11 protein-coding genes are annotated in these 12395 nt (G+C 64.2%); all 11 read right to left on the reverse strand.

The features are described from left to right. Positions 1-33 precede the first annotated feature (33 nt). Positions 34-339, reverse strand: coding sequence for a DUF5076 domain-containing protein (locus tag BRAS3843_RS10625; RefSeq protein ID WP_008968862.1), 306 nt, complete (start codon positions 337-339; stop codon positions 34-36). Positions 340-355: 16 nt separating this feature from the next. Beyond that, positions 356-1744, reverse strand: coding sequence for a pyruvate dehydrogenase complex E1 component subunit beta (locus BRAS3843_RS10630; protein ID WP_035981369.1), 1389 nt, complete (start codon positions 1742-1744; stop codon positions 356-358). A gap of 34 nt (positions 1745-1778) precedes the next feature. Then, the gene (pdhA, locus tag BRAS3843_RS10635; protein WP_008968864.1) at positions 1779-2810 is read right to left on the reverse strand and encodes a pyruvate dehydrogenase (acetyl-transferring) E1 component subunit alpha; all 1032 of its coding nucleotides are present in this window, start codon (positions 2808-2810) and stop codon (positions 1779-1781) included. 284 nt (positions 2811-3094) lie between these two features. Then, complete coding sequence (adh, locus tag BRAS3843_RS10640) at positions 3095-4612, reverse strand: aldehyde dehydrogenase (protein ID WP_008968865.1); 1518 nt, start codon at positions 4610-4612, stop codon at positions 3095-3097. A 290-nt stretch (positions 4613-4902) separates the two neighbouring features. Continuing rightward, entirely contained in the window at positions 4903-5868 is a 966-nt protein-coding gene (locus tag BRAS3843_RS10645; protein WP_008968866.1) for a GAF domain-containing protein, read from the reverse strand. Positions 5869-6003: 135 nt separating this feature from the next. Then, positions 6004-6321, reverse strand: a complete 318-nt coding sequence (locus BRAS3843_RS10650) for a septum formation initiator family protein (RefSeq protein ID WP_008968867.1) — start codon at positions 6319-6321, stop codon at positions 6004-6006. A 207-nt stretch (positions 6322-6528) separates the two neighbouring features. Next, positions 6529-7086 carry an NADPH-dependent FMN reductase gene (locus tag BRAS3843_RS10655; RefSeq protein WP_008968869.1) on the reverse strand — a complete coding sequence of 186 codons (558 nt, stop codon included), beginning with the start codon at positions 7084-7086 and terminating at the stop codon, positions 6529-6531. A gap of 153 nt (positions 7087-7239) precedes the next feature. Further along, positions 7240-8415 carry a serine hydrolase gene (locus tag BRAS3843_RS10660; RefSeq protein ID WP_008968871.1) on the reverse strand — a complete coding sequence of 392 codons (1176 nt, stop codon included), beginning with the start codon at positions 8413-8415 and terminating at the stop codon, positions 7240-7242. Positions 8416-8548: 133 nt separating this feature from the next. Next, a complete protein-coding gene (locus tag BRAS3843_RS10665; protein ID WP_008968872.1) occupies positions 8549-9547 on the reverse strand; it encodes an MBL fold metallo-hydrolase in 999 nt (332 codons plus the stop codon). 138 nt (positions 9548-9685) lie between these two features. After that, positions 9686-10828, reverse strand: coding sequence for a zinc-binding dehydrogenase (locus BRAS3843_RS10670; protein ID WP_008968873.1), 1143 nt, complete (start codon positions 10826-10828; stop codon positions 9686-9688). Positions 10829-10858: 30 nt separating this feature from the next. Next, positions 10859-12142 carry a phosphopyruvate hydratase gene (eno, locus tag BRAS3843_RS10675; protein WP_008968874.1) on the reverse strand — a complete coding sequence of 428 codons (1284 nt, stop codon included), beginning with the start codon at positions 12140-12142 and terminating at the stop codon, positions 10859-10861. Between the last annotated feature and the right edge of the window lie 253 nt (positions 12143-12395).

Raw genomic sequence — 12395 nt, forward strand, 5'->3', positions numbered from 1 at the left:
ACAAAGCGGGCATCAGAATATTGATCGGCATGATCAGTGACCTTGTTTCGACCTGGGGGTGGTGGTGCCCATATCGGTCGGCCGAGCCAGCTCGGCTTCGAACATTTCGACGATGCGCGACAGCGCTTCGTCTTCGGACATCTCGGTCTCGCGCGCATAGGCGCGCGCGGCGTGGCGGGCCACGTCGACCAGCAAAAGGCCCCAGACGTCAGGCTCCTCGAACGCGCGCTGGAACGCGATCGAAAGCCCGCCGTCGAGCACGAAGGCGCGCAACACTTCGGTGGCGTCCTCGCGGCCGATGACGTCGGGCGGCAACGGCTGCTCCTTGGGTCCGGCCATGTTGGCTTCCTCGCTGCTACCTGTAGCAGACGGCTTTTGCGGCCTGCACGACCTCGGCAGCCGAAGGCAGCGCGAGCTTCTCCAGATTGGCCGCATAGGGCATCGGCACGTCCTTGCCGGACACGCGCGCAACCGGCGCATCGAGATAGTCGAAGGCGTGCTCCATGATGCGCGCCGCGATCTCGGCACCGACGCCGCTCTGCTGCCAGCCTTCCTCCACCGTCACCGCGCGGCCGGTCTTCTTCACCGACGCGACGATGGTCTCGGTGTCCATCGGACGCAGAGTGCGCAGATCGATCACCTCGGCCTCGATGCCCTCCTTGGCGAGCTCGTCGGCAGCCTTCAGCGCATAGGTCATGCCGTTCGACCAGGAGATGATGGTGACGTCCTTGCCCGAACGCGCGATCCGCGCCTTGCCGATCGGGATCACGTAGTCGTCGAGCTTCGGCACCTCGCCGGAATGGCCGTAGAGCACCTCGTTCTCGAGGAAGATCACCGGATTGGGATCGCGGATCGCAGCTTTCAAGAGCCCCTTGGCGTCGGCGGCCGAGAACGGCGCGATCACTTTCAGCCCCGGAACGTTCGAGTACCAGGACGAATAGTCCTGGCTGTGCTGGGCGGCGACGCGCGCGGCCGCGCCGTTCGGGCCGCGGAAGACGATCGAGCAGCCCATCTGGCCGCCGGACATATAGAGCGTCTTGGCCGCGGAGTTGATGACCTGGTCCATCGCCTGCATGGCGAAGTTGAAGGTCATGAACTCGACGATCGGCTTCAGGCCGGCCATCGCCGCGCCGACGCCGGCACCGGCGAAGCCGTGCTCCGTGATCGGCGTATCCATCACGCGCCGGGCACCGAACTCCTGCAACAGGCCCTGGGTCACCTTGTAGGCGCCCTGATATTCCGCGACCTCCTCACCCATGATGAAGACATCGGGGTCGCGGCGCATCTCTTCAGCCATTGCGTCGCGCAGCGCCTCACGGATGGTCATGGTCACCATCTCGGTGCCGGGAGGCACCTCAGGATCGGGCTCGGCGACGCTCTGCGGAGCGGCGACACCGGTCGGAGCCGGTGAAGCGGGCATGGCAGCCGCCGCGGCCGGCGGGGCCGACTGCGCGGCCTTCATCTCGGGCGCCGGTGCCTTGGCGAGATCGGCCGCGCTCTCGCCATCGGCGAGGATGGTCGCGATCGGCGTGTTCACCGCGACATCGGCGGTGCCTTCGGGGATCAGGATCTTGCCGAGCGTGCCCTCGTCGGTCGCCTCGACTTCCATGGTGGCCTTGTCGGTCTCGATCTCGGCGATCACGTCGCCCGACTTGATCGGCTCGCCCTCTTTCTTGAGCCATTTGGCGAGGTTGCCCTTCTCCATCGTCGGCGAAAGCGCGGGCATCAAAACTTGGATTGGCATATTAGCTCCGGAAAAACAGCTTGCGCGCTAAAGCTCAGCGATAGACGTCGGTGTAGAGCTCCGAGACATCGGGCTCCGGATCGGCCTGCGCGAAATCGGCGGCCTCGTTGACGATCTTGCGCACATCGGCATCGATCGCCTTCAGGTCCTGCTCGCTGACCTTGGCCGCAAGCAGGCGGTTGCGCACCTGCTCGATCGGATCCTGGTCGGTGCGGATCTTCTCGACCTCCTCACGGGTGCGGTACTTGGCCGGATCCGACATCGAGTGACCGCGATAGCGGTAGGTCTGCATTTCAAGAATGTACGGGCCCTTGCCCTCGCGACACCAGGCCACCGCCTTTTCGCCGGCCACCTTGACCGCGCGGACATCCATGCCGTCCACCTGCTCGCCGGGAATGTTGAAGGAGATGCCGCGCTTGGAGAAGTCGGTCTGCGCCGACGCGCGGGTCACCGCGGTGCCCATGGCATAGCGGTTGTTCTCGATCACATAGACCACCGGCAGTTTCCAGAGCTCGGCCATGTTGAAGCTCTCATAGACCTGGCCCTGGTTGGCGGCACCGTCACCGAAATAGGCGATGGCCACCGAGTCATTGCCGCGGTAGCGGTTGGCGAGTGCGAGGCCCGTGCCCAGCGAGACCTGTGCGCCGACGATGCCATGGCCGCCGTAGAACTGCTTCTCGATGCTGAACATGTGCATCGAGCCGCCCTTGCCCTTGGAGTAGCCGCCGCGGCGTCCGGTGAGCTCGGCCATGACGCCCTTGGCGTCCATGCCGGTCGCCAGCATGTGACCGTGATCGCGATAGCCGGTGATGACCTGGTCGCCCTGCTTGAGCGCCATCTGCATGCCGACGACGACCGCCTCCTGGCCGATATAGAGATGGCAGAAGCCGCCGATGGCGCCCATGCCGTAGAGCTGGCCGGCCTTCTCCTCGAAGCGGCGGATCAGCAGCATGTCGCGCAGCGCCGTCAGTTCCTGCTCTCTGGTAAATTCCGGCGGGGGCCCGCTTCCCTTGTCCGCGTTGACGTCTTTTGCTGCGCTTTTCTTAGGTGCGGCGGGTGCGGCCATAGCGATTCCGGGCTTCAAAGGGAGGAAGAGTGAACCGGCCCTCTCTATCCCAACTCAAACCGGGGTGGAAGGATTGCCGTTACGCGGCAAAAACTTTGCTATGCCGCAGTGCAGCGCAGAAGAAAGTTTTGAAAAGACTCTTGGCCGCCGGCGATATTCAATTGCTCAAGATAGCGGCAGATCGCAGCCGGTCCCTCTGTCGGCGGCGAACGCCAATAAAAAAGCGGCGGTATCACGCTCATCGCGCAATACCGCCGGGTCCAGTCAGGGAGAAAAACGCGCCTTTAGAAGAAGCCCAGCTTCTTCGGGCTGTAGCTGACCAGCAGGTTCTTGGTCTGCTGGTAGTGGTCGAGCATCATCTTATGGGTCTCGCGCCCGATGCCGGACTGCTTGTAGCCGCCGAAGGCCGCGTGCGCCGGATAGGCGTGATAGCAGTTGGTCCAGACCCGGCCCGCCTGGATCGCCCGGCCGAAGCGGTAGCAGCGATTGGCATCGCGGCTCCAGACGCCGGCACCCAGGCCGTAGAGGGTGTCGTTGGCGATCGCCAGCGCCTCATCGTCGGTCTTGAAGGTCGTCACCGAGACCACCGGCCCAAAGATCTCCTCCTGGAAGATGCGCATCCGGTTGTTGCCCTGGAACACGGTGGGCTGGACATAGAAGCCGCCTGAGAGATCGCCGCCGAGCTCCGCGCGCTTGCCGCCGGCGAGCAGCTTCGCCCCTTCCTGCTTGCCGATGTCGATATAAGAGAGGATCTTTTCGAGCTGCTCGTTCGAGGCCTGCGCGCCGATCATGGTCGCGGGATTGCGCGGATCATCCTGTTTGATGGCGGCGACGCGGCCCAGCGCACGCTCCATGAACCGGTCGAAGATGTCTTCGTGCACCAGCGCCCGGCTCGGGCAGGTGCAGACCTCGCCCTGGTTGAGCGCGAACATCACGAAGCCTTCGATCGCCTTGTCGAAGAAATCGTCGTCTTCGGCCGCGACATCCTTGAAGAAGATGTTGGGCGACTTGCCGCCGAGCTCGAGCGTCACCGGAATGAGGTTCTGGCTGGCATATTGCATGATCAGCCGGCCCGTCGTAGTCTCGCCGGTGAAGGCGATCTTGGCGATCCGCGGGCTCGAGGCCAAGGGCTTGCCGGCTTCCAGACCGAATCCGTTGACGATGTTGAGGACGCCGGGTGGCAGCAGATCGGCAACCAGGTCGATCCAGACCATGATCGAGGCCGGCGTCTGCTCGGCCGGCTTGAGCACCACGCAGTTGCCGGCGGCGAGCGCCGGCGCGAGCTTCCAGCACGCCATCAGCAGCGGAAAATTCCAGGGAATGATCTGACCGACCACGCCGAGCGGTTCATGGAAGTGATAGGCGACGGTGTCCTGATCGATCTCGGCGAGAGTCCCCTCCTGGCCACGCACGACGCCTGCGAAGTAGCGGAAGTGATCGATCGCCAACGGCACGTCGGCGGCACGGGTTTCACGGATCGGCTTGCCGTTGTCCCAGGTCTCGGCGACCGCGAGACGCTCGAGATTGGCTTCCATGCGATCGGCGATGCGGTTGAGGACGATGGCGCGCTCGACCACGCTGGTGCGCCCCCAGGCATCCTTGGCGGCATGCGCCGCATCGAGCGCGGCTTCGACGTCATGGGCATCCGAGCGCGCGATCTTGCAGACAACCTGGCCGGTCACCGGCGAGACGTTGTCGAAATATTTGCCCGAATGCGGCGCGACCCATTTGCCGCCGATGAAATTGTCATAGCGTTCGGCAAACGGCACGGTGGTCGGAGTCAGGAATTCCGGCTTGTTCATGGCGTGTCTACTCCCATTGTTTGTTGCATCGTTCGTTGCTGCGCGCGGCCCGGCAAAGCTGTCTTCGATCAGGATTTGCAGGGGCTGTTCGTGTCGCGAGCGACGTGACGAACGATGTCGCGGGAGGGCTCGTCTGTCAGCCCGGGCATGGCGGCCGACAGACGGGAACTGTCTCAGATTTGCGACAGTTTTGCTTTGCTCAGCGATGAGGAGCCGGTTGTGCGCGGGTCAGGCGACATCCCAGTCGTCTCGCGGCTGCGCTCGACGGACCGCGAAAGATGTGCCGCAGTTCAGTGCGTGTTGAGGCCGAACCGCTTCAGCTTGCGGTGGAGCGTGGCGCGGCTGACGCCGAGCGCCTTGGCGGCCGCCGAGACATTGCCCTGTGCCCGCAGCAGCGCGCGCTGCAGCACCCCGCGCTCGACATCGCCGAGCTGCTCCAGCCCGGCGCCCGGCCCGCACAGCAGATCGGCCGCCGGCATTGGCTGAAAGGCCCGATCGGACGCAAGCCCTAAGGCGACGCGCGCCGCACGCGTGGCGCCGATCACGAGGTCGTCGGCATCGACCGCAAGCAGCCCTCCTCCCTGACCATCTGGCGCAGGGACCAGGACAATCCTCGCTTTCGAGAAAGCGGCCTTGAACATCTCGGCCTCGATGCGGCGCGCTGCCTCGCTGACGGCGAGCGTGATCAGGTCGGCGAAGCCTTCGGTGCGGTCGGCGCGGCAGGAGGAGATGTCGAGCACGCCGGCGAGCTTCGCATCCTGATCGTAGATCGGCGAGGCGGTGCAGCTCAGCAGCGTGTTGCGGGTGAAGAAATGCTGGTCGCGATCGATCGTCAGCGGCCGCTTCTCGACCAGGCAGGTGCCGATGCCGTTGGTGCCTTCGTATTCCTCGCTCCAGATCGCGCCGGTCCAGAGGCCCCAGGATGCAAAGGTGGCATCGTCGGCCGCGGCGCCGCGGCGATCGACCGGAACGCCATGCTCCGCAGCCAGCAGGACGCAACAGCCCGTCGCTCCCACCGCCTGATGCAGCCGGTCCATGACAGGCCGGGCCGCCTGCAGCAGCGGCGCAGCCGCCTCACGCGCCCGCGCAAGTTCGGCATCCGTCAGCCTGAGCGGCGGTCGGTTCCCGGCGGGATCGAGCTGATGGAATCGGGACGAGCGGCACCATGACGCGACCACGGCTGACTTCGCGGCGTGACCGGACGCGATCGCGGCCTCGACCTGCGCGGCGTGCCGCACGAGCTCACGCTTGTTCATCGCGTTTGGCGCTCCTCCCAGAGCCATTGGTATGGCAGCCCTGTCCAGCTCCGCTTGATCTGCGTCAAATTCGGAAACGACAGGCCGGCCGAACGCGGCCCCTCTCGAGGGGTGGCATCAGGCAGGACGCGCAGGTTACCTCGGATTGTTCATCCGGACCAGATCGTGCGGATTGGCATAATCGAGCTGGTAGCGTGCCCGCTCATCCAGCATATCCGGATCGACGCGATCGGACCGCAGCAGCGCCACCCGCTTCTCGCCCTCCGCGCGCTCCTGCTTCAGCCGCGCCAGCTCCGAGGTCAGCGCGATGATCTCCTGGTCGAGTTCCTGGCGCGCGGTGAGGCCATAGCGCCCGGTATAGGCGTTGATGCCGAAATAGCCGATGATCGCAGCCGCCATCGTGTAGAGGGCGAGCCCGGTCAGGAAGGATTTGAGGCGTGCGCGGGAGACCATGGGCCGCAGGATGCGGCGGCTTGGTTAAGGAGCACTTAAGGATCGCACCTGTTGCGAGCGGCAGGGACATCGCCCGGCCTTACTCTGTCATTCCGGGACGGTCCGAAGGACCGGACCCGGAAATCTCGAGATTCTCAGGTGCGCAATTGCGCACCATAGCTCGATAGCTCGATGCTTCGCATCGCCCTGGAATGACAGCTACACGCCTTACCTGTTCTGCTTTTCCACGAAGGCGGCAAACGCATCCAGATACTGCAGCAGCACCGCCTTCAACGAATCCTTGGTCAGTTCGCTCTTGTCATCGAAGGCATCGCCGACGCCGTTCAGATAGATCTCCGGCTGCCCCATGATCGGACCGGAGATGCCGGGCATGATGTTCTGCAAATGCTTGGCGGCCGACACGCCGCCGAGCGGCCCCGGCGAGTTCGAGACGATGCCGATCGGCTTGCCCAGGAACGAGCTCTTGCCATAGGGCCGCGAGGCGACGTCGATCGCGTTCTTCAGCACGCCCGGGATCGAGCGGTTGTATTCGGGCGTGACGATGAGCACGCCGCTCGATTTTTGCAGCTTCTCGCGCAGCGCCAGCCAGTCCGCCGGCGGATTGGCCTCAAGATCCTGATTGAAGAAGGACAGATCGTGCAGCGTGGTGACGTCGAGCCTGAGGCTCGCCGGCGCCAGCTTGGCCATGGCGTTGGCAATCTTCAGCGTGAAGCTTTCCTTGCGCAGGCTGCCGACCAGCGTGACGATGGAATGCGGAGAGGCCATGAGTGGGTCCTTCTGAACAAAGCGGGGTCGCCGCAATTAATCGGCATCGGTTGAAAGATGCAAGTGCATGAACATGCCGCTCTGGAAACGCAGCGTTTCCGGAAACGAACCGTTGCGCATTCCCGAGGTAAGCGGTCGTTGCGGGTCGCGTTCCTAAGCCGGCGCGATCTCGGCGATGCAGCGGGCGAATTCGGCCACCGCCTTGTGCGTCAACCAGATCGATTGCGGCTCGACCGGCTGCGCCCACGACGAGACCTTCGCGATGACGAGGTTATTGACGGAATCGACGAACAGGTTCTGGCCGTGAATGCCCATCGCGAACAGCAGCTGCGGCGCGTCATTGATGACGTACCAGCCGCTGCGATAATGCATGTTCTTGCTGATCGCGGCGAAGCTGTCGCGCCATTGGCCTTCGCGCCAGGCCTCGGCATCGCCATTGTGCCTGATGTCGGCGATCCAGCCTTCCGGGATGATCTGGTTGGAGTCGCGCCGGCCGTTCGAGAGCACGAGCTGACCGAGACGGGCAAAGTCGCGCAACGTCGCGCAGAAGCCGCCGGTGCAGCGTGGGGCGCTCTTGGCGTCAACGGTGATGTAGGTCTCCCCGCTCGCGCCAAGCGGCTTCCACAACAGCGTGCCGATCAGGCTGGCGAAGCTGCGACCCGTGGCGCGCTCGACCACCCAGCCGAGCAGGTCGGTGTTGGCCGACACGTACGCGAACGGTCCGCCATGCGGTTTCGCCTGCGCCCGCATCGTCTCATAGAAGCTGTGCAGATCAGCCGATGTGCCCGGAGCGAGCGGCTCCCAGCCGCTCGCATCGGCATAGGCCTGCAAGCCCGCGGCGTCGAGCACGACGCCGGTGCGCATGTCCAGGAGTTGCCGGATTGTCGCGCCACGATAGGCGGTCGCGGCGATTTCAGGCACGTAGGTCGTTACCTCGGCCTCGATATCAAGCTCGCCCCGATCTGCCAGAATGCCTGCCATCAGGCCGGTGATCGACTTGGTCGCGGACATCAGGATGTGCGGCGTCTCGCGATCCAGCCCGCCATCGTAGAACTCGAAGGCGATCCGGCCGTCATGCAGGACGATCAGCCCGTCCGTGGCGGTGGCCTTGAGGAAGCCCTGCAGATCCAGCTTCGATCCGTTCGGCAGCTTCAGGGCAAAATCGTCGAAGCCGATTGGCCGCGCGGGCAGCGGCCACGCGCTGCCGGGCGCGCTTTCAATGTCGGCCACGGGAAGGATCGCGCGGATGTTGTGGAATGCCCGGCGGCTATAAGGCACCGTGCGCCAGTTGGACAGGTTGGCGCTGGCGGGCGAAGGATCAGGCGACATGCAAAAGTCCGGTCAATTTCCGATGGGCGTTAGATAGACCTCGGCACGCCCGGACAAAAGATGCGATCACCGCTTAAAAACAATGAGGCCGCCCCTGTCGGGACGGCCTCGCGTCAGCAACTGTTCGTCGGTTTCAGATCACCGGATTCCACGGCGCGGGAATCAGGCGGTAGCTGTTGCCGTCCTTCTCGACATGGCCGATCGAGGGGAATTGGAAATGGAATCCGATCACGGTGGCCTTCTCGGCGACAGCCATGTCGTAGAATTTGTGCCGCGTCGCCTGCGCCAGGTCAGGATCGTTGTCGAATGCAACATGCCAGTCTGGGTTGCGCAGGAAGAATTCCGGAATGTTGGTGACGTCGGACTGGATCAGGACGCGCGCATTGCCGGAAGCCACGACAAAGGAGGTGTGACCCGGCGTATGGCCCGGCGTTGCGATCGCGGTGATGCCGGGCGCGACCTCCTTGTCCCAATCGAATTTCGTCACCTTCGATTCAAGGCCGGAGAAAGTCTTCTTCACATTGGCGAAGTAGTTCTTCGTCATGTCGGACTGCGCCCTGGCGGCGTTCTCGTCGCTGGCCCAGAATTCCCAGTCCTTGGCCGGCACCATGATCTCGGCATTCGGGAAGGCCAGCGAGCCGTCGCCAAGCTTGATGCCGTTGGTGTGGTCGGGATGCAGGTGCGACAGGACGACGATATCGATGCTCTTGGGATCGACGCCGGCGGCGGTGAGGTTTTGCAGCGTGCGGCCGACCGCGCCCTTGCTGGCCTCGAGATTGGCGACCCCGTTGCCGGTGTCGATCAGGACCAGCTTCGAGCCGGTGTTGATCAGCTGCGGATTGAACGGCACCGTCACCATGCCTTTCGGCATGTAGGCCGCATCGGCCGCCGCGAGCGCCTCGTCCTTCGAAAGATTGGTGACGAACTTGTCGGGCATCGGGAATGTGCGCGCGCCGTCATTGATCGACGTGCACTCGTAGTCCCCAACCTTGTAGCGGTAGAAGCCCGGCGCCTGCGTGCCTGCGGCCGACACCGCTGCACGCGCAGCCCTCGGCGCGAGCGGCGACAGCGCGCCCGCGGCTCCTGCAAGTACAGCAGCAGTCAGAACTTGACGGCGATTGAGATCAGTCATCGCGAATTCTCCCCTCAGCCGCTTTTTTGCGGCGCACGCGCATCCTTGGCGCGGGCACGTTGCCTCCATTTGCGCTGCGGATTGTCTCCGGCCGACGCAGGAACGCAAGTCCGACGAAGCCTCCGAGGGGAGGTTACGTCACTTATCTTTATTTGGGTTGATGAGGAATTTTTCGCCAGTTGCCCGTTTGGCGTAGGTCGCGATGTTCGCGGGATCGAGCGCCTCGGCGAGCGACACCACCTTGGTGTAGTGGCTGGCGAAGGTCGTCTTCAACTCGTCGACCACCCGCTGGCGCAGCCGCTGGATGTCAGCCTGTCCGATCTTCATCAGGAACGGAAACAGCAGCCAGCCGCCGACGCCCCAGGCCATGCCGAACGAGCGCGTGATCTCCGTCGGGCGGGTATCGAGCGCGCCGTAGATATAGACCTGCTTGTGCACGCTCGAGCCGTAGCGGCTGTAGGGCTGCTTGCCGGACTTGTTGACCGCGGCTTCCATGCAGGCGAGGATCTGTCCAGCGAGCTTGCCGCCGCCGATCGCATCAAAGGCGATCGTGGCGCCAGTGTCGACCAGCGCGTTGGTCAGCGTGTCCATGAAATCAAGCGCCGTGGAATCGACGATGTATTTGGCGCCGATCTTGCGCAGGATCTCCGCCTGCTCCGCGCTGCGCACGATGTTGACCAGCGGAATGCCGTCCTTGATGCAGATCTTGTTCAGCATCTGACCGAGATTGGAGGCGGCTGCGGTGTGCACCAGCGCAGAGTGCCCCTCCCGCTTCATGGTCTCGGTCATGCCGAGCGCAGTCAGCGGATTGACGAAGCAGGATGCTCCTTCCGCGGCCGTCGCGCCTGCTGGTAGGGGTAAGCATTCCGCGACCTTCAGGCAGCGATATTGCGCATACATCGCGCCGCCGATCATGGCGACCGTCTTGCCCATCAGCGCCTTGGCGGCATCCGACGAACCGGTCTTGATGACAACGCCGGCGCCCTCATTGCCGACCGGCATGGATTGGTCGAGCCGGCCGGCCATCGCTCGCATGCCGGCATCCGGCACCTTGGCCGTGATCACCGGATGATCCTTGGCTCCGGAGGCCTGCATGGTCGACAGATCGGCGGCCCCGGTCAGAAGGCCGAGGTCTGACGGGTTGATCGGCGTCGCCTCGACCCGGACCACGACCTCGTCGGGGCCGGGCTCGGGAGTCGGCACGTCGATGAGCGAGATCTCGAGTTCGCCGCTCGACTTGATCAGTGAACGCAGCTGTAGACCATGGCTCACGTCACTCATGCCGTCCTCCCCTGTTCGATGCGTCGCCAATCAGGCGAGCGCCTTCAGCGCCGCCCTGCCCGCATATTTGGCTTGGGCATCGAGCTCTTCCTCGATGCGCAGGAGCTGATTGTATTTCGCCGTGCGGTCCGAGCGCGCCAACGAGCCGGTCTTGATCTGCCCGCAATTGGTGGCGACCGCGAGATCGGCAATCGTGGAGTCCTCGGTCTCGCCGGAGCGATGCGACATCACGGCGGTGTAGCCGGCCTTGTAGGCCATCTCGACCGCAGCCAGCGTCTCCGTGAGCGTGCCGATCTGGTTGACCTTGATCAGGATCGAGTTGGCGCGGCCGGCGCGGATGCCGTCGGCCAGACGGTCCACATTGGTCACGAACAGATCGTCGCCGACCAGCTGGCATCTGCCGCCGATCAGGTCGGTCAGCTCCTTCCAGCCGTCCATGTCGTCTTCCGACATGCCGTCCTCGATTGAGACGATCGGATAGCGGGCCGCGAGATCGGCGAGATATTTCGCCTGCTCCGAACCCGAGCGGATCTTGTTTTCTCCGCCATAGACGTATTTGCCGTCTTTGAAGAATTCAGTCGCGGCGCAGTCGAGCGCGAGCATCACGTCCTCGCCGGCGGTGTAGCCGGCCTTCCCGATCGCGCTCATGACGAAATCGAGCGCCGCATCGGCCGACGGCAGGTTCGGCGCGAAGCCGCCCTCGTCGCCGACATTGGTGTTGTGGCCGGCCTTCTTCAGCTCGGCGCGCAGCGTGTGGAAAATTTCCGAGCCGCAGCGCAGGGCTTCCGTAAAGCTCGGCGCGCCGACTGGCATGATCATGAATTCCTGGAAGTCGATCGGATTGTCGGCATGCACGCCGCCATTGAGAATGTTCATCATCGGCACCGGCAGCGTGCGCGCATTGACACCGCCGACGTAGCGGTAGAGCGGCATGTCGTAGGAGATCGCCGCCGCCTTGGCGCAGGCAAGCGAGACGCCAAGGATGGCGTTGGCGCCGAGCCGGCTCTTGTTCGGCGTGCCGTCGAGTTCGATCAGGATCTGGTCGATCTGGACCTGGTCCTGCACCGCCATGTCGCTCAGGGCCTCGTAGATCTCGCCGTTGACGGCCTCGACCGCCTGCTGCACGCCCTTGCCGAGATAGCGGTCCCGGTCGCCATCGCGCAGCTCGACCGCCTCATGGGCGCCGGTCGACGCGCCGGACGGGACGGCGGCACGGCCGACCGAACCATCCTCCAGCACGACGTCGACCTCGACCGTGGGATTGCCGCGGCTGTCGAGAATTTCGCGGCCGATGATGTCGACGATGGCGGTCATGGGTTCCTCGTGTGTTTTTTGGATCAACCGTTCGGCGCCGCTTCTAGCGCAAGGCCGCGGGTGCGAAAAGGCCAAGGAGAGACAAGGGAAGGACAACGCAGAGATTGCAGCAGGCATCCCGTGACGGGATGGCCCTGATTGGCTATGGGAGGGCGGAACGGAGACCCCCATGGCGAAAAAACCGGACAAATCCGAGGCTTCGGCCCCCCTTCAACTGGGACATGCGGTCGCATGGCCGGACAGTCCCGAGGCC

Origin of the sequence: Bradyrhizobium sp. STM 3843 (genome assembly GCF_000239815.1) — a bacterium.
Taxonomy (GTDB): Bacteria; Pseudomonadota; Alphaproteobacteria; order Rhizobiales; family Xanthobacteraceae; genus Bradyrhizobium.

Coding starts and splice junctions, on each gene's coding strand:
- BRAS3843_RS10630 (WP_035981369.1), bottom strand. CDS start 1,744: ATGCCAATCCAAGTTTTGATGCCCGCGCTTTCGCCGACGATGGAGAAG.
- BRAS3843_RS10645 (WP_008968866.1), bottom strand. CDS start 5,868: ATGAACAAGCGTGAGCTCGTGCGGCACGCCGCGCAGGTCGAGGCCGCG.
- BRAS3843_RS10650 (WP_008968867.1), bottom strand. CDS start 6,321: ATGGTCTCCCGCGCACGCCTCAAATCCTTCCTGACCGGGCTCGCCCTC.
- BRAS3843_RS10655 (WP_008968869.1), bottom strand. CDS start 7,086: ATGGCCTCTCCGCATTCCATCGTCACGCTGGTCGGCAGCCTGCGCAAG.
- BRAS3843_RS10665 (WP_008968872.1), bottom strand. CDS start 9,547: ATGACTGATCTCAATCGCCGTCAAGTTCTGACTGCTGCTGTACTTGCA.
- BRAS3843_RS10670 (WP_008968873.1), bottom strand. CDS start 10,828: ATGAGTGACGTGAGCCATGGTCTACAGCTGCGTTCACTGATCAAGTCG.
- eno (WP_008968874.1), bottom strand. CDS start 12,142: ATGACCGCCATCGTCGACATCATCGGCCGCGAAATTCTCGACAGCCGC.
- BRAS3843_RS10660 (WP_008968871.1), bottom strand. CDS start 8,415: ATGTCGCCTGATCCTTCGCCCGCCAGCGCCAACCTGTCCAACTGGCGC.
- BRAS3843_RS10625 (WP_008968862.1), bottom strand. CDS start 339: ATGGCCGGACCCAAGGAGCAGCCGTTGCCGCCCGACGTCATCGGCCGC.
- pdhA (WP_008968864.1), bottom strand. CDS start 2,810: ATGGCCGCACCCGCCGCACCTAAGAAAAGCGCAGCAAAAGACGTCAAC.
- adh (WP_008968865.1), bottom strand. CDS start 4,612: ATGAACAAGCCGGAATTCCTGACTCCGACCACCGTGCCGTTTGCCGAA.